Annotated in this window: 18 protein-coding genes; 8 read left to right on the forward strand and 10 right to left on the reverse strand. The window is 63.7% G+C overall.

The features are described from left to right. Positions 1-9: 9 nt before the first annotated feature. From FHS48_RS05595 to FHS48_RS05625, 7 genes are all read right to left on the reverse strand, one after another. Positions 10-1,350 (reverse strand): ParB/RepB/Spo0J family partition protein, encoded by a 1,341-nt coding sequence (locus tag FHS48_RS05595; RefSeq protein WP_184262227.1) that lies wholly within the window; start codon positions 1,348-1,350, stop codon positions 10-12. Further along, on the reverse strand, positions 1,350-2,177 hold the full coding sequence (locus tag FHS48_RS05600; protein WP_311769090.1) for a ParA family protein: 828 nt from the start codon (positions 2,175-2,177) through the stop codon (positions 1,350-1,352). The genes FHS48_RS05595 and FHS48_RS05600 overlap by 1 nt, the downstream gene beginning before the upstream one ends. Then, positions 2,152-2,775 (reverse strand): 16S rRNA (guanine(527)-N(7))-methyltransferase RsmG, encoded by a 624-nt coding sequence (gene rsmG / locus FHS48_RS05605; RefSeq protein ID WP_184262615.1) that lies wholly within the window; start codon positions 2,773-2,775, stop codon positions 2,152-2,154. Before rsmG ends, FHS48_RS05600 begins: the two co-directional genes overlap by 26 nt. A 110-nt stretch (positions 2,776-2,885) precedes the next feature. After that, entirely contained in the window at positions 2,886-4,760 is a 1,875-nt protein-coding gene (gene mnmG, locus FHS48_RS05610) for a tRNA uridine-5-carboxymethylaminomethyl(34) synthesis enzyme MnmG (protein ID WP_184262229.1), read from the reverse strand. Positions 4,761-5,114: 354 nt separating this feature from the next. Then, a complete protein-coding gene (gene mnmE / locus FHS48_RS05615; RefSeq protein WP_184262617.1) occupies positions 5,115-6,449 on the reverse strand; it encodes a tRNA uridine-5-carboxymethylaminomethyl(34) synthesis GTPase MnmE in 1,335 nt (444 codons plus the stop codon). Continuing rightward, complete coding sequence (locus FHS48_RS05620) at positions 6,449-6,829, reverse strand: (2Fe-2S) ferredoxin domain-containing protein (RefSeq protein ID WP_184262231.1); 381 nt, start codon at positions 6,827-6,829, stop codon at positions 6,449-6,451. Before FHS48_RS05620 ends, mnmE begins: the two co-directional genes overlap by 1 nt. A gap of 40 nt (positions 6,830-6,869) precedes the next feature. Continuing rightward, entirely contained in the window at positions 6,870-7,121 is a 252-nt protein-coding gene (locus tag FHS48_RS05625; RefSeq protein WP_184262233.1) for a DUF6489 family protein, read from the reverse strand. Between the two features lie 224 nt (positions 7,122-7,345). On the opposite strand from FHS48_RS05625, the gene FHS48_RS05630 reads away from it, so the two are divergent. The 3 genes from FHS48_RS05630 (at position 7,346) to hemW (ending at position 10,078) form a co-directional block, all read left to right on the forward strand. After that, positions 7,346-7,798 (forward strand): methylated-DNA--[protein]-cysteine S-methyltransferase, encoded by a 453-nt coding sequence (locus tag FHS48_RS05630; protein ID WP_184262235.1) that lies wholly within the window; start codon positions 7,346-7,348, stop codon positions 7,796-7,798. 51 nt (positions 7,799-7,849) lie between these two features. Continuing rightward, the gene (locus tag FHS48_RS05635) at positions 7,850-8,830 is read left to right on the forward strand and encodes a quinone oxidoreductase family protein (protein ID WP_184262237.1); all 981 of its coding nucleotides are present in this window, start codon (positions 7,850-7,852) and stop codon (positions 8,828-8,830) included. A 78-nt stretch (positions 8,831-8,908) separates the two neighbouring features. Then, positions 8,909-10,078: a radical SAM family heme chaperone HemW gene (gene hemW / locus FHS48_RS05640; RefSeq protein WP_260402359.1), complete on the forward strand. Its 1,170-nt coding sequence runs from the start codon at positions 8,909-8,911 to the stop codon at positions 10,076-10,078. A 66-nt stretch (positions 10,079-10,144) separates the two neighbouring features. On the opposite strand, the gene FHS48_RS05645 is transcribed toward hemW, so the two are convergent. Genes FHS48_RS05645 through FHS48_RS05655 form a run of 3 tightly spaced genes read right to left on the reverse strand, consistent with a single transcriptional unit; the run spans position 10,145 to position 11,650 of the window. Further along, entirely contained in the window at positions 10,145-10,552 is a 408-nt protein-coding gene (locus tag FHS48_RS05645) for a helix-turn-helix domain-containing protein (protein ID WP_184262241.1), read from the reverse strand. A gap of 34 nt (positions 10,553-10,586) precedes the next feature. Continuing rightward, on the reverse strand, positions 10,587-11,069 hold the full coding sequence (gene secB, locus FHS48_RS05650) for a protein-export chaperone SecB (RefSeq protein WP_184262243.1): 483 nt from the start codon (positions 11,067-11,069) through the stop codon (positions 10,587-10,589). Then, positions 11,066-11,650 (reverse strand): FxsA family protein, encoded by a 585-nt coding sequence (locus FHS48_RS05655; RefSeq protein WP_184262245.1) that lies wholly within the window; start codon positions 11,648-11,650, stop codon positions 11,066-11,068. Before FHS48_RS05655 ends, secB begins: the two co-directional genes overlap by 4 nt. A gap of 186 nt (positions 11,651-11,836) precedes the next feature. Here FHS48_RS05655 and FHS48_RS05660 point away from each other — a divergent pair, with 186 nt between their 5' ends. The 5 genes from FHS48_RS05660 (at position 11,837) to FHS48_RS05680 (ending at position 16,613) form a co-directional block, all read left to right on the forward strand. Beyond that, entirely contained in the window at positions 11,837-12,547 is a 711-nt protein-coding gene (locus tag FHS48_RS05660; RefSeq protein WP_184262247.1) for a Tim44/TimA family putative adaptor protein, read from the forward strand. A gap of 8 nt (positions 12,548-12,555) precedes the next feature. After that, on the forward strand, positions 12,556-13,689 hold the full coding sequence (gene mltA / locus FHS48_RS05665; RefSeq protein ID WP_184262249.1) for a murein transglycosylase A: 1,134 nt from the start codon (positions 12,556-12,558) through the stop codon (positions 13,687-13,689). A 131-nt stretch (positions 13,690-13,820) separates the two neighbouring features. Further along, positions 13,821-14,615 carry a (Fe-S)-binding protein gene (locus FHS48_RS05670; protein WP_184262251.1) on the forward strand — a complete coding sequence of 265 codons (795 nt, stop codon included), beginning with the start codon at positions 13,821-13,823 and terminating at the stop codon, positions 14,613-14,615. Next, positions 14,615-16,051, forward strand: coding sequence for a LutB/LldF family L-lactate oxidation iron-sulfur protein (locus FHS48_RS05675; protein ID WP_184262253.1), 1,437 nt, complete (start codon positions 14,615-14,617; stop codon positions 16,049-16,051). Before FHS48_RS05670 ends, FHS48_RS05675 begins: the two co-directional genes overlap by 1 nt. Before the next feature lie 19 nt (positions 16,052-16,070). Next, on the forward strand, positions 16,071-16,613 hold the full coding sequence (locus tag FHS48_RS05680) for a hypothetical protein (protein ID WP_184262255.1): 543 nt from the start codon (positions 16,071-16,073) through the stop codon (positions 16,611-16,613). Positions 16,614-16,621: the final 8 nt, after the last annotated feature.

Raw genomic sequence — 16,621 nt, forward strand, 5'->3', positions numbered from 1 at the left:
CAGATGGGCTCAGCGTGACTCGCCGGTCTCCGGATCCTCTGTTTCCGCCGGGCGTTCGCGCAGAAAGTCTTCCAGCAGCGAATCAACCGTTGCGGCCATCACGCGGTCACTGTCTTCTTCAGCCTCGTCCTCCGGTGCCGCAGAGAACACCGCCGAAGCATTGATCCGCCCGGAAGACTCTTTCTCGATCTCTTCAAAATCAAAGTCTTCGAAGTCATCGTCTTCCAACGCTTCCAGATCCTCGACCAGATCGTCCTCAAAGGTCGCATCCGCCAGAAGATCGGCGGCGGTCACACCGGCAACCCCCGAAGCCTCTTCCTCCGGAGCCGGAACCGGCTTGGCGGCAAAGACAGCGGCGAAGGCCTGATCGGCCATTTCGTCAGCGGCATGCTCGGCTTCCAGAGCCTCCCGGCGGCGGTCCGCCGCATTGTCGGTCGGGTTGTTCAGCCGATAGAGAATATCGTCCAGCTGTTCCAGCGTCGAATAGTGGATCACCACGCGGCCGCCACGGCCTTCGAACTCGATATTCACTTTCAGGCCCAGAACCCGGGCCAGATCCCGTTCCAGCGCCAGCGTATCGGTGTCCTTGGCAACGGCAGGGGATCTTTCCGCTTTCTCCGCAGTTTCAGGGCGGGCTTTCCGGGCCTTGACCCCGCCCTTCTCCGTCGCCAGCTTTTCTGTCTGGCGGACGTTCAGACCCTTCTTGACCACCTGTTCCGCCAGAATGCCCGGGTCATCGGCGTTCAGCAGCGCCCGGGCATGACCGGCGGTCAGGGTTCCGGTCCGCATCATATCCTTCACCGGGTCCGGCAGCGCCAGAAGGCGGATCATATTGGCGACGTGACTGCGGCTTTTGCCCACCGCTTTCGACAGATCATCCTGCGTATGCTGGAACTCTTCCTGAAGGCGACGGTAGCCCTCGGCTTCTTCCAGCGGCGACAGATCGCGGCGTTGCAGGTTTTCAACCAGCGCCACTTCCGCCGCATCGCGATCAGAGAACTCACGGACAATGACCGGGACCGTATGCAGCTGCGCAATCTGTGCCGCCCGCCACCGCCGTTCCCCGGCGATGATTTCATACCGGTTGGAATCCTCCGGCAGAATCCGGACCAGAATCGGCTGGATGATCCCCTTCTCGCGGATACTGTCCGCCAGATCATTCAGCGCTTCCTGATCAAACTGGGTGCGCGGCTGGAACCGGCCGGACTGGAGGAATTCCACCGGGACCATGGTCTGGGACCGGGCTTCCCCGCCCCCCTCTCCGCCGGTGTTGAAGGCAACATCGCCTTCATCACCCAGCAGGGCTGACAGCCCACGCCCGAGAACGCCCCGCTTCCGCCGATCTTCCATTACGCGCGAGCCTCCCGCCGATCGCGTTTCAACACTTCTCCCGCCAGATGCACATAGGCCTGTGCCCCGGAGGACTTAAAATCATACAGCAGCACCGGCTTCCCGTGTGACGGCGCTTCCGAGATGCGGACGTTGCGCGGGATCACCGTGTCAAACACCTTCGGGCCGAAATAGCCGCGGACATCGCTTTCCACCAGCCCCGACAGGTTGTTGCGCCGGTCGAACATGGTCAGGACAATCCCCTGAATTTCCAGACGGGGATTAAAGCTGCGGCGCACCCGCTCAATGGTCTTGATCAGATGCGAAATCCCTTCCAGCGCAAAAAACTCACACTGCAACGGCACCATCACCTCATCGGCGGCCACAAGCGCATTCAGGGTCAGCAGCCCCAAAGCCGGAGGGCAGTCGATCAACACATAATCATAGGCATCCAGACGCCCCTGTAGGGCAGCCCGCAGGCGGTATTCCCGCTTTTCGACATCCACCAGTTCCAGTTCGGCCCCGGCCAGATCAACCCCGGAGGAGATCAGCTGAAGACCCGGCACCGTGGTATCAGACACCGCGTCCTGCACCCGGGCTTCCCCGGTCATCAGGGCATAGCTGTTGATCCGGCGCTTGGAGCGTTCCACCCCCAGCCCGGTCGATGCATTCCCCTGCGGATCCATATCAATGATCAGGACCCTTTTCTTCACCGCCGCCATGGCTGTGCCCAGATTGATGGCGGTGGTGGTCTTGCCGACCCCGCCCTTCTGGTTGGCGATGGCGATGATCTTCGGGCCGTAGGACGACACCGGGGGTGCTTTAACGGGTGTCTGCTGGTTGCTCACGGCGAACCTCGCTCAGTCGCAGAATGGTCGCGTCGGCGTCAGTCAGACTGGGCTGACGGTCCACGCGCAGTGTCCATATTTTGTTAAGGTGGGTCAACTCTGCCTCAACATTTTGCCCCTTGGGGAACAGGCAGGTTGTGTGCGGTGCAAGAAAAGGCGCTGCGAACTCAAGCAATTGCGGCAGGGCTGCCAAAGCGCGGGACGACACCACATCCACCGGAAACGGCGCGATCGCCTCAATCCGCTTGTTATGGATCGTCACCGAGACCCCGGTGGCCCGGGCAGCTTCCCGCATGAAGGCGCATTTTCTCTGGTCCGACTCGACAAGATGCACCTCCGGCACTCCCATCACCGCCAGCACCAGACCGGGAAATCCGGCCCCGCTGCCGAAGTCGATCAGGGTCTTGGTCTCTGCCGGAAGCAAAGGCCACAACTGGGCGGAGTCCAGAAAATGCCGTCGCCACAGATCATCCATCGTCGACGGTCCGACGAGGTTGATCTTCGGCTGCCACTTGCGCAGCAGATCGGCATAAGCGGTCAATCGGTCCACTGTTTCACGTGAAACAGCGGTCTGGGCCTGAAAGGCCTCGGGCGTCAGCGGTGCAGTCACGATGGGATCGGTCTGTTTCACGTGAAACAAAAAAGGGGGCGGTCCATCCCGGACCGCAGCCCCTTCTTATAATCGACTCTGATCCGAAAGGCCAAGCCTTACGCAGCAGATTTCTTCATCTTCTTCACATGACCCAGCAACGCGGTCAGGGCCGCCGGGGTCATTCCCGGAATGCGGGCGGCTGCACCAAGGGTCGCCGGGCGGGCTTTCGACAGCTTCAGGCGGATCTCCGCCGACAGACTGCCGACCGTGGCATAGTCCAGATCATCGGGCAGAACCAGCCCTTCATCCTTCCGATAAGCCACAATATCCGTGGTCTGACGGTTCAGATATCCGGCATAGCGGCCTTCGATTTCCAGCTGTTCCGCCACGGTCGCCGGGATCGCCGCCAGTTCCGGCCACAGGCCATGCAGGGTCTGCCACGTCACGGTCTGGTAGCTGAACAGATCCAGCGCCGAGCGGCGGACACCATCCTGATTGACATGCAGCCCGGCGGCAGCCAGCTCCTTCGGCGTTGCCGTCAGGCCCTGCATCCGGGCGCGGGCAGCATCCAACGCCCCGCGCTTTTCCGTAAACACAGCGGCGCGGCCAGAGCCGACAACGCCCACGTCGATCCCCTTCTGGGTCAGCCGCAGATCGGCATTATCAGCCCGCAACAGCAGACGATATTCGGCCCGGCTAGTGAACATCCGGTACGGCTCCTGCGTGCCGAGCGTCACCAGATCGTCGATCATCACCCCAAGATAGCCATCGGCCCGGTCCGGAACAAACACGTCTTCCCGCGCCCGGCCGGAGGCCAGCAGCGCCGCATTGATCCCGGCCACCAGCCCCTGCGCCCCCGCCTCTTCATAGCCGGTGGTGCCGTTGATCTGCCCGGCGAGAAACAGGCCCGGCGCCTTCTGCACTTCCAGCGATGGCCGCAGTTCGCGCGGATCAACAAAATCGTATTCGATCGCATACCCGGGCCGCAGAATCGTCACCCGCTCCAGACCCGGAATCGAGTGGATCAGCGCGTCCTGCACCTCCGCCGGGAGGCTGGTCGAAATCCCGTTCGGGTAGACGGTCGGATCCTCCAGACCTTCCGGCTCAAGGAAGACCTGATGGCGTTCCTTGTCCGCAAAGCGGACAATCTTGTCTTCCACCGACGGACAATACCGTGGACCGACGCTCTGGATCTGACCGGAATACATTGGCGACCGGTGAATGTTATCGCGGATGATCTGGTGGGTCTGCTCGGTGGTATAGGTGATTCCACAGGCAATCTGCGGCGTGGTGATCAGGTCCGTCAGGAAGGAAAACGGCTGCGGCGGGTCATCGCCCGGCTGCATCTCCAGCCCATCCCAGTCAATGGTCCGGCCATCAAGACGGGCCGGGGTTCCGGTCTTCAGACGCCCGAGCCGCAGGGCCAGACGCTCCAGCGTCACCGACAGCCCCAGCGCCGGAGCCTCATCAATCCGCCCGGCTGGCCAGGTCTGTTCCCCCAGATGAATAATCCCGCGCAGGAAGGTTCCGGTGGTCAACACCACCGCCCCGGCCCCGATCTCCCGCCCGTCCGCCGTCTTCACCCCGACAACGCGGTTATCCGCGGTCAGGATCAGGTCTTCCACCGCAGCCGCCCACTGGGTCAGGTTTTCGGTTTCCCGCAGGATATCCTGCACCGCCTGACGGTACAGTTTGCGGTCGGCCTGAGCCCGGGGCCCCCGCACGGCGGGCCCTTTGCTCTGGTTCAGCATCCGGAACTGGATGCCGCCCCGGTCGGTGGCCCGCCCCATCACCCCGTCCAGCGCATCAATCTCGCGGACCAGATGGCCCTTCGCCAATCCACCGATCGCCGGATTGCACGACATTTCCCCAACTGTTTCCAGTTTGTGGGTCAGCAGAAGAGTCTTGGCCCCCATCCGGGCCGCTGCCGCCGCCGCTTCGGTTCCGGCATGGCCGCCACCGACCACGATCACGTCAAAGGAGTCGTTCATCCCACTCTCACCCGGATTCGGCATATGCCGCTGGCCGCGCCCTGCCCCGGTTCCGGGTGGCACGGATCCCACATGCGGCATCCTGTCAGAAAAAAATGGACGGTGGATCGGCTTGCCCGGTAACGGGTCAGCCCCTGCGTCCAGAGTCGTGCCTAGACATACGCCGAACCGCCCCCCGGTTCAAGAACCGAGGGGCGGCAGCGTGTCTGTGTCCCTGACGGGACCGGGGATTATCGTCCCTGCCGGGGGTGGGCAACTATCGTCCCTGCCGGGTGTGAGATACTTTCGTCCCTGCCGGGTATGAGATACTCTCGTCCCTGCCGGGACAGGCGGATTGATCGGGATAAGCCGGACTTACTTCCCGATGCAGAAATCGCGGAAAATCACATCCAGCAGATCATCAACCTCAACCCGGCCGGTGATCCGCCCGAGTGCCCGGGCGGCAAGGCGCAGGTCTTCCGCCATCAGCTCCAGATCCGGGGCCGTCAGGCTGCGGTGCAGGCTGTCCACACATTCGTCCAGCGCCACCCGGTGCCGCTGCCGGGTCAGGGCCGGAGCCCCCTGCGTTTCCAGCGCATCGCGGACTCGGGCGGTCAGAGCCTCCAGAAGGTCGGCCATCCCCTGCCCGCCCGCAGCGGAAATGCGGTGCGGCACCCGCCCGGAAATCCGCAGGTCATCCGGAAGAGCAACCGTCTCCACCTTGTTGACGATCACTTCGGTCCGGCCGTCAATCAAAGCCAGAGTCGGGGCATCCCACTCCGGGGCACAGGCCGCATCAAACACCGCCAGACGCAGATCAGCGTTTTCCGCCCGAAGCAGGGCCCGGCGGATCCCTTCCGCCTCGATATCCTCGGCAGCCTCCCGCAGTCCGGCGGTATCCGCCAGAACTACCGGATAGCCGCCAAGATCAAGGTGGACCTCGATCACATCGCGGGTGGTCCCGGCCGTCGCCGAGACGATCGCCGCCTCGCGCCGAGCAAGGGCATTCACCAGACTGGATTTCCCGGCATTCGGGGCCCCGACCACGGCAATATACAGGCCATCCCGGATCCGTTCCCCCCGATGACCGTCAGCCAGATAGGCCGTCATCGCCCCGGCAAGGGTGCTGATCCCGGCCCGGACCGCCTGATCCAGATGGTCGGGGATCGGTTCATCCGGGAAATCAATGAAGGCTTCCAGATGCGCCAGATGGCGGATCAGGTCAGACCGCCAGCCATCAAACAGCCGGGCCAGCGCCCCGTCCATCTGCCGCAGGGCCTGCCGGTGCTGGGCCTCGGTTTCCGCATTGATCAGGTCCGCCAGCCCCTCGGCCTGCGTCAGATCCAGCTTGCCGTTCTCAAAAGCCCGGCGGGTGAATTCGCCCGGCTCTGCCGGACGGACACCGGGCACCAGACACAGGGCCGACAGCAGGCTGTCGATCACCGCCTTGCCACCATGCCCCTGTATCTCGGCCACATCCTCGCCGGTAAAACTGCCGGGGCCGGGAAACCACAGGGCCAGACCATCGTCCAGAACCCGTCCATCCACCGGGTGGCTGAACCGGCTCCGGGCCGCCTGACGCGGCACCGGCACCCTGCCGCACAGCGCGGTCAGCGCCGCACCGGCCTGCGGGCCGGAAATCCGGATGACCGCCACCCCGGCCCGGCCGGGAGCGGTGGCCAGAGCAAAAATCGTTTCCGGGCGGCCCATCACGCAGACGCAGCCTGCCGGGCTTCAAACGCCGCACGGTCGGCATCGGTGGGCAACACCATCAGCCGTTCGACCCGCTGACCATCGCGCAGATGGGTCAGCAGGATTTCATCAATGTCTTCCTTGGTGCGCGGGGCATACCACACCCCTTCCGGATAGATCACCAGCACCGGCCCCAGTTCGCAGCGGTCCAGACACCCGGCCTGTTGGGTGCGGATCCGCCGTTCATTCAGGCCGAATTCCTTGGCCCGGGCTTTCATATAGTCCCGCAGCTTTACCGACCCATGGGCAGCGCAGGATCCGCGCGGATGCCCCTCCGGCCGTTCATTGGTACAGAGGAAGACATGGGCGGTGTAGAAAAGATCAGTGGTGTCAGACACGGTGTGTCCCTTTCATCAGGATCGCAGCAACCGGGTAAAATCAGAGGGATCCCTTCGATCCGCCGCCCTTGGTAAACTGCGACCAGAAAAACTTCTGCATCTGTTCCAGCCCCTGCACCTGTGCCGGCAGCCAGGTCTTGAACAGGGTCTCGGGATCCATCGCCTGTAAATTGGCGGTCATCTGCTTCTGGATCTCGTTCATCATGGCGTCCTGCATCGGCTTGACGTCCGGCAGCCCGAGAAAATCCCGGGCCTCTTCCGGGGTACAGTCGATATCAACAGAAATTTTCATCGGACCTCTCCGGGCGCAGCGACAGGAGTCCAAGGTAAGGCACACCCCGAAGAGTGGCAACCGCCAAGCAGCCCCTGCCAACATCCCCCCTTATGCGAATGAACTCCCATACCGGTCCGCGTTGTCGGATCCCCAAAAAGCCTCTAGGCTTATTGGCACCCTCACCCCATCTTTCCGTCTGGCCGGTCGGCCCGGCGACTGCCTCAGCAAGGATACCGCCTGCCATGCCCCAGCTTTCCTTCAACAGTCCCCTCGGGGCCCTGACCCTGACCGAGGAAGACGGTGCCATCCTGTCTCTGGACTGGGGATGGGGGATGGGGAATGAGGAAACCCCGCTGCTGACCGCCGCCCGCGATCAGGTCGATGCCTACTTCGACCGTCGCCTGACGGTGTTTGATCTGCCGTTGGCCCCGCCCGGCACCGCCTTTCAGAAAAAGGTGTGGGATGTGATGAACACCATCCCCTTCGGCCAGACCCTGACCTATGGCGAGGTCGCCGCCCGGCTGGGCACCAGCCCCCGCGCCGTTGGCCTTGCCTGCGGCCGCAACCCAATCCCGATCATCATCCCCTGTCACCGCATCCTCGGCAGCAATGGCAGCCTTGGCGGCTATTCCGGCCTTGATGGCGTCGATACCAAGCGCACCCTGCTGCGGCTGGAAAAGGTCCTGCTGGCGTAACCCTGTCCGTTCCTCCACTCCCCCAAGCCACCCAACGAGGAAACAAATCCCATGACCACCGTCATCCGTCTTCACGAAACCGGCGGCCCCGAGGTTCTGCGCGTGGAAACCACCAGCGTCGGCGATCCCGGCCCCGGTCAGGTCCGGCTGGCCCAGAGCGCCTGCGGCGTCAATTATATCGACACCTATCACCGCTCCGGCCTGTACCCGATCCCCGGTGGCCTGCCGAATGGTCTGGGTCTGGAAGGCTGCGGCATCATTGAAGCCATTGGCGACGGCGTCACCGGCCTGAATGTCGGCGACCGCGTCGCCTATGGCACCGGCCCGATCGGCGGCTATGCCGCAGCCCGCGTCATGCCCGCCACCGGTCTGGTCAAGGTGCCCGATGCCATCACCGATGTGCAGGCCGCCGGGATGATGCTGCGCGGCCTGACCGTCCAGTACCTGATCCGCCGCCTGTTCAAGGTAGAACCGGGGATGACCGTGCTGTTCCATGCCGCTGCCGGTGGGGTCGGTCTGATTGCCTGCCAGTGGCTGAAAGCGCTTGGCGCCACCGTGATCGGGACCGTCAGCACCGAGGAAAAAGCCGAGTTGGCCCGCGCCCACGGCTGCGACCATCCGGTGCTCTACACCCGCGAAGACTTTGTGGCCCGGGTGAAGGAGATCACCGGTGGCAAGGGCGTTCCGGTGGTCTATGACGGCGTTGGCAAGACAGTGTTTGAAAAGTCGCTGGACTGTCTGGCCCCGCGTGGTCTGATGTGCACATTCGGCAATGCCTCCGGCCCGGTCCCGGATATCAGCCCGCTGACCCTCAGCCAGAAGGGTTCGCTGTTCCTGACCCGCCCGACGCTGGCCCATTACACCGCCAACCGGGCTGAACTGGAAGAAGCTGCCGCTGACCTGTTCTCGGTGGTTGCCAACGGAACCGTCAAGATCGAGGTCGGCCAGACCTTCGCCCTGACCGATGCCCGGGCCGCCCATGAAGCGCTGGAAAGCCGGGCAACCACCGGCTCCACTGTCCTGACGGTCTAAGCTCCCCTTCCCCTTCCCTGCCCCGGTGTTTCACGTGAAACACCGGGGTTTCCTTTTCCCGATATGGGTTTTGATCCGATGTTTGGTCTGTACATTCACTGGCCCTATTGCCTGTCCAAATGCCCGTATTGCGACTTCAACAGCCATGTCGCCGAGCGCATTGACCATCAGGCCTGGCGGCGGGCCCTGCTGACCGAACTCGATCACTACGCCGCCCGCACCCCGGGACGGATCCTGACCTCGATCTTTTTCGGCGGCGGTACGCCATCCCTGATGGACCCGGCGACCACCGCGGCCCTGATTGAACGCGCCCGCCAACACTGGCCGACGGCCAATGACATTGAGATCACGCTGGAAGCCAACCCCGGTGCGGTCGACCGCGATAAATTTCAGGCATTCCGGGATGCTGGAATCAACCGGGTGTCGCTGGGTGTTCAGGCCTTGGATGAAGAGGCTCTGGTCTTTCTGGGGCGGCGTCATGACCGGACAGAAGCCCTGCGGGCCATCGAGTCCGCCGCCACCCTGTTCTCGCGCTTTTCCTTTGACCTGATTTACGCCCGTCCCGGCCAGACCCCGGCGGAGTGGCGGGACGAACTCCGCCGCGCCCTGCCCCTTGCGTCTGCCGGGCATCTGTCGCTGTACCAGCTGACCATCGAAGAAGGCACCCGCTTCTATCTCGATCATGCCGCCGGACGGTTCCATATCCCCGACGATGATCTGGCCATTGCATTATGGGACGTTACGCAGGAGGAAATGAATCGGGCCGGAATGCCTGCGTATGAAGTTTCCAACCACGCCCGCCCGGGCGAAGAAAGCCGCCACAACCTTCTCTACTGGCGGGGCGGAGAGTATGTGGGGATCGGCCCCGGTGCTCATGGCCGGATTTTTGAAAACGGGATTGATTATGCCACCCGACAACACCGGGCACCCGAGATCTGGCTGAAAGAAACCCTCACCCACGGCCACGCCACCCGGACCAACGACCCGATCAGCCGCCGCGACCGCGCCATTGAGCGGGTGATGATGGGGCTGCGCCTGCGCGATGGCATCGACCCCACACAGTTTGAAGCCTTGGGCGGCATCGCCCTGCGGGACGTACTGGATGGAGATATGCTGGAGCTGCTGATCCGGGAGGAGCTGATTGCCGCCGACAGCCTGCACGCGGGTGCCCCTCTGCGGGTCACTGCCAAGGGGATGCCGGTCCTGAATGCGGTGATTGCGGAACTGGTCGCCGACAGCGACGGCTAAGCCCGGTCACGCTGACCGGAAACCGGGGCATCAGCGGAAACCAGAATTTTCCCGCCTTTACAAAAATCACGCGGAAAAGCGGTCGGAGCGGCGGCCTTTCCGCCCCTGCCTCCGCATCGGGCGGACCCGGACCAGCAACTCATCCAGCGCAACAATCGCTTCATCATCCAGATCGCGCAGGCATTCTGCCAGCCGGTTGGCAAAACCGGTGGCACGGGGGCTGAGGCCCGATGTGTCGAGGGTCACTTTCGGCTGTGACAGCAGGGCCAGCCGCTTCAGGGCTTCAGCCTCATCCCAGATCAGGCCGAAATATCCGCAGATTTCCATCACCAGACCGGGGCCGGGGCGTCCCCGCTTCCCGTGTTCCAGTGCAGACAAATAAGCCGCCGACACATTCAGGTCGGCGGCCATCTGTGTCAGGGTCAGGGACCGTTGCCGCCGGAGGTCACGCAGCCGCGCACCAAAGGGGGTCATGATCCCGTATCCCTGTCTGTTATCCTGATGAGGCTCAGGCGTCAGCCTGCTGGCTGGCCTGCATCGCTTCCAGCGCCCGCAGACGGTACAGCGCGACAAAATCGATCGGCTGGAGCATCAGCGGCGGGAAACCGCCATCACGGGTGATGTCGGCAATCAGGTTCCGGGCAAACGGGAACATCAGGCGCGGCGCTTCGATCAGCAGCAGCGGCTGGGTGTGGTCGGGCTCGGCCGGATTGACCTGCACGACGCCACCGTAAGCCAGCTCCAGAATGAAGGCGGTCTCATCGTCCACCTTCCCTTCGATATTGAAGTGCAGGACCACTTCAAACACATTGCCGCCGAGCTGGCGCGCCTTGACGTCCACCGAAATGGGAATATCCGGCGACCCGGACATTTTCCGGAAAATTTCCGGGCTGTTCGGAACTTCGAACGACAGGTCCTTAATGTACTGCCCCTGCATCACGATGGGCGGCAGACCCTGTTCTTCCTGCCCGGTGGTATCGGTATCGGTCATGGGTTGGGCTCTCCGTTAAAAGGCTGGTCAGACCTATCACGGTTCGCTGCGGGCGACAACAGCGGCCGCGTCGCGGCACCGGAGGATGCACCCTGTTCCGGCGGGTTGCGGTCTGTCACATCGCGGTATTCCGCCTCGATGTCAGCCCCGCCTTCCCCCGGAAAACCGCCGGGCGGGGGAAACCCGCCGAACGGCCCCATCCCGGCAGCCCCCACCCCGGCGGAGGACACCACCGTCAGCCGGTGCAGGGCCAGAACCATCAGAATTTTCCGCACCGGCGGCAACAGCAGCGGCAGGGCCAGAAGGTCCGTCACAAATCCGGGAATCAGCAGCAGCAGACCGGCAAGGGCAAGGAACAGGGTATCCCCCAGATCCGCCACCAGACGTGACGGATCCCGCCCCTGCGGCGTGCGCAGCATCGCCCCCAGCCCCCGCCCGCGCAGCAGCGCGGACCCGGCCAGCATCGACAGAATCAGCAGGCCGAGCGTGGGCAACGCGCCAAGCCAGTCACCGACAATGATAAAGCCGGCAATCTCAAGAAACGGAAGGGCAATCAGAAGGATCAGAATCAGGGGGGCCATGCTTGCTCTTTCACAGGTCAGGGCTTATTTAGGAAGTCAACGGATCTCCGTCCAGCCTGCGGCAGTCCTGTTCTTTTCCGGCCACCCGCTCGGGGGCCGGGGCAGACAGCGTTACAGATCAAAGGCTGACTGTGGTAAGGTCGGGGATGCCTTTTCACCTTTCAAGAGTGACACGTCAGGGACGCTATGGGCCAGAGCATTCAGTTCATCGATATCATCTTCCTCGGACTGGTGGCCGGATTTCTGATCCTGCGCCTGCGCAGTGTTCTTGGCCGCCGCAATGGCTCGGAAGCCCCACCGCGTGATCCCTACGGCCTTAACCGCCAGCAGCAGGATGCCGATCCCGCCGCTGCCCCGGGGGGAGCCGCCGGTGATAACGTGATTGATCTGGGCAGCCGTCGCCCGTCCACGCCCCCGCCTGCCCCGGTGATCCCGGAAGGCCCGGCGGCAGAAGGCCTGACCCGGATTGCGCTGGCTGACCCGTCGTTTGATCCCGATGGCTTCCTCGGCGGTGCCCGCCGGGCCTTCGAGATGATCCTGACCGCCTTCGCCGCCGGTGACCGGGAGGCCCTGCGCCCCCTGCTCGGCGAGACCGTTTACCGGAATTTTGAGGCAGCGATCAGCGACCGCGAAAGCCGGGGCGAACAGCTGACCACTGAGGTCGACGCCATGCTCGGCCTGTCCTTCGTTGCCGCCAGCCTGACCGGCGATGTCGCCTCGGTGACCGTGCGGTTTGTGACGGATCAGATTTCTGTCCTGCGGGACCGGGAAGGCACCGTGATTGACGGCAGCCCGACCGAAGCCATCCGCCTGACCGATGACTGGACCTTCTCCCGTTCTGTCTCTTCGGGGAATCCGAACTGGTCTCTGGTGACCACCGCAACGCCGGAGGCGTGAGGGACCCGGTGAAAACAGCCGTTCCGTTCCGATTTCTACCGCTGCTTGCCGCGGCTTCCCTTCTGGCGGCCTGCGGCACCAGTGACTCCGGCCGTTCCGACCGTTCAGGCTCCGCCAGCGGCGGGCTGTCGCTGATCCCGGTCAACTACTCCGCGCTGCCGGGGTGGGAGCGGGACCGCCAGAATGAAGCCCTGCCCGCCCTTGCCCGCTCCTGCGAGGCGTTCTCCAGGCAGACCAACCCGAAGAAGTGGCTGGGCGACTTCACCATCACCGGCTCCGTCGGTGACTGGCAGGCCCTGTGCCGCACCATGAGCCGCCGGTTCCCCAATGGAACCGGCAGCGCCGCTGATGCCCGGGCCTTCATTGAAGAGACCCTTGACCCCTATCTGGTTCAGGGAGAGAACGGCGGCGAAACCGGCACCTTCACCGGCTATTATGAAGCCGACCTGCGCGGATGCCGGACCCGCACCGCCAGCTGTACGGTTCCGATCCATGGTGCCCCAAAATCCACGGCCGGTCTGCCAGACCGCGCCGCGATTGAAACCGGGGCACTGGATGGCAAGGCCCCGGTCCTCTACTGGGCCGAGGATCCGGTGGATGTGCATATCATGCATATTCAGGGATCCGGACGGATCGCCCTGTCTGACGGCAGCGTCGAACGGGTCGGCTATGCCGGGAACAACGGCATGGCGTTCAAAGGGCTTGGCAAAATCATGCTCGACCGGGGGATCCTCGGCCCCGGGCAGACCACCATGCCCTATATCCGTGACTGGCTGAAACGGAACCCCGGTCAGGCCACCTCAATCATGCGGGAAAACCCGCGCTATATCTTCTTCCGGCGGATCACCGGAGATGGCCCGGTCGGGGCCTTTGGCGTGCCGCTGACGGCAAAACGGTCCCTCGCCGTCGATACCAACTTTGTCCCGCTGGGAATCCCGATCTGGCTGGATACGGTTGATCCGGATGGGGAACCGCTGCGCCGCCTGATGCTGGCGCAGGATGTCGGCAGCGCCATCAAAGGTGTGGTCCGCGGCGATTTCTTCTGGGGTCCGGGCGAGCAGGCGCTGGAAAAAGCCGGACGGATGAAAAGCGCCGGACGCTGGTATCTGCTGCTGCCGAAAAACCGCCGCCCGACCAGCTGACCCGGATCTCCGGTTCTTCTCCTGCCAAGACAGACGGGCCCGTGCTCTGCCGGGCCCGTCTGCCTGTTCTCAGGGCCCCACAGCCCTGCTATGGTGGGGCTTCGGAGTCCGATCAGCCGGAAAAATGCAGTATGTCCCAGACATCGTCTTCTGCCACCGCCACAGTGCAGCCGCATGTGGGTCTGTTCGTGACCTGCCTCGCTGATGTCTATCGCCCCAGTGTCGGTTTCGCCGCGCTGAAGCTTCTGGAACAGGCGGGCTGCCGGGTTTCGGTCCCGGAGTCCCAGACCTGCTGCGGGCAACCGGCCTGGAATTCCGGGGACCGGCCCACCACCCAGAGCATCGCCAAAGCCACCATCGCCGCCTTTGAAGGCTTTGACTATGTGGTCCTGCCCTCCGGTTCCTGTGGGGGCATGCTGAAGGAATATCCGGCGGTTCTGGATGGCGACGCCCATTGGCAGGCCCGCGCCACCGCACTGGCGGACAAAACCTGGGAGCTGACCAGCTTTCTGGCCGACGTGCTGCACTTCAACGGCATCAAGGCCCGGCTTGACGGCAGCGCCGCCTACCACGACAGCTGTACCGGGCTGCGCCGCCTGAAGATCAAGGCCCAACCCCGCGCCCTGCTGGCGCAGGTCAAAGGGCTGACAGTCCGTGATCTGGCCAATCCGGAAGAATGCTGCGGGTTCGGCGGCACCTTCTGCGTCAAGTATGGCGACATCTCCAATCAGATGGTCAGCGACAAGGTGGAAGACATCATCGCCACCGGGGCTGATACCCTGCTGGCCGGGGATGTCGGCTGCCTGCTGAACATGGCCGGAAAACTGAAAAAGATCGGCAGCCCGATCCGGGTCCGCCATGTGGCCGAGGTGCTGGCCGACATGGCGGATCAACCGGCCATCGGCGAAGCGGAGGGATCCCGCTGATGCACGCGACGACCCGCCAGTTCAAGGAAAACGCCCGCGCCGCCCTGAACGACGCCTCCCTGCGGCAACCCCTACAAAAACTGAAGGTCGGGTTCCGGGTCCGCCGGGCGCAGGCCGCAGAAAAGCTGCCGGAATTTGAAACCCTGCGTGATCAGGGCCGCGACCTGAAAAATCACGTTCTGGAAAATCTCGACTTCTATCTGGAAACCTTCGCGGCCAAGGTTGAGGCCTCCGGTGGGGTGGTGCACTGGGCCCGGGATGCGGCGGAAGCGCGGGAAATCGTGCTCTCCATCTGCCGGGATCACAACGCCCGCACCGTCACCAAAGGCAAGTCGATGATCTCGGAAGAGATCGGGCTGAATGCCTATCTGGCTGACCACGACATTGTGCCGGTGGAAACCGATCTGGGTGAATACATCATCCAGCTGCGCAACGAACCGCCGAGCCACATCATCGCCCCGGCGATCCATGTGCAGAAGGAAATGGTGGCGGACGCCTTCCGCGCCACCCATACCCATCTGCCCGCCGACCGCCCGCTCAGCGAACCGCGCCAGCTTCTCGATGAAGCCCGGGCGGTGCTGCGGGATAAGTTTCTGGCGGCGGATGTCGGTATTACCGGGGCCAATTTCCTGATCGCCGAGACCGGATCGACGGTGATTGTCACCAACGAAGGCAACGGCGACCTGACCCAGCTGCTGCCAAAGGTTCATGTCGTCCTCGCCAGTCTGGAAAAGATTGTCCCGACCCTGGAGGATGCCGCCCTGCTGATGCGGCTGCTGGCCCGCTCCGCCACCGGGCAGGAAGCCTCCAGCTATACCTCCTTCTCCACCGGGCCGCGCCGCGCCGAGGACCCGGACGGGCCGGAGCATTTCCATGTCGTGCTGCTCGACAACGGCCGGTCCCGGCTGCTTGGTACCGAGTTTGAAGAGATGCTGCGCTGTATCCGCTGCGGTGCCTGTATGAACCACTGTCCGGTCTATGGCGCCATCGGGGGCCATGCCTATGGCTGGGTCTATCCCGGCCCGATCGGATCCGTCCTGACCCCGGCCCTGATCGGGATTGAAGAGTCCGCCCCGTTGCCCAATGCCTCCACCCTGTGCGGGCGGTGCGAAGCGGTCTGTCCGATGCGGATTCCCCTGCCCAAACTGTTACGCCACTGGCGGGAACAGGAGTTTTCCCGCCATCTGACCCCGCAGCGGGCCCGTCTGGGCTTGCAGGTTTTCGGCTGGTTTGCTACCCGTCCCGCACTCTGGCGTCTGGCAACCCGGATCTCTGCCCTGACCCTGCGCCTGATCGGTGGCAGACGGGGCTTCCTGTCCCGCCTGCCCTTTGCCGAGGACTGGACCCGCCACCGGGTGATGCCGGTTCCGCAGGGGCAGACATTTATGGCCCGCTACCGGGCCGAAGCTGGTATCCATCAGCCCCCTTCGGATTAAACACAAGGATCCGCTACAGATGGTCAAACTGACGGCCGAGGAACGGGACCTTCACACACGCATCGTCGGGGCCCTGCAAAAAAACCTGATCTCGGTGCTGATCAATTTCCGGACCCTTAACACCCCCGGCTGCCCGGTGTTCAGCCCGTGGGAAGCGATTGCCCCGCTGCTCGGGCTGTTGATGATTTCTCTGGTGGTGATGATTTTTGTCGGCATCATCGGCGGGGTCATGGCCCTGCTGTTTGCCCTACTGGTTTATGGCGTGCTGGTCCGCCCGAAACTGATCAAGAATATGCACGCCCGGGCCACCCGGATGATCCTGCACAGCCCGCAGACCTTCGCCACCCTGTGGGAGTTCGGCGGAATTGCCCTGTGCCTGACCGAACGGCCGACCGCCCTGGTGCAGGCCCCGGACGGCAGCTGGCAGGCCTTTGTCCGCCGCCTGCTGCCAAAGGCGGGGGAAACCCTTGACACTGCCGAACTCCGTCCTGATTTTACCGCTTCGGTCGCCGCAGACGGGATGACCCTGAACGCCCCGTCGCGCGACCGCCGGTCCCCCTGACACCCTGC

The organism is Novispirillum itersonii (assembly GCF_014205675.1).
Taxonomy (GTDB): domain Bacteria; phylum Pseudomonadota; class Alphaproteobacteria; order Rhodospirillales; family Rhodospirillaceae; genus Novispirillum; species Novispirillum itersonii_A.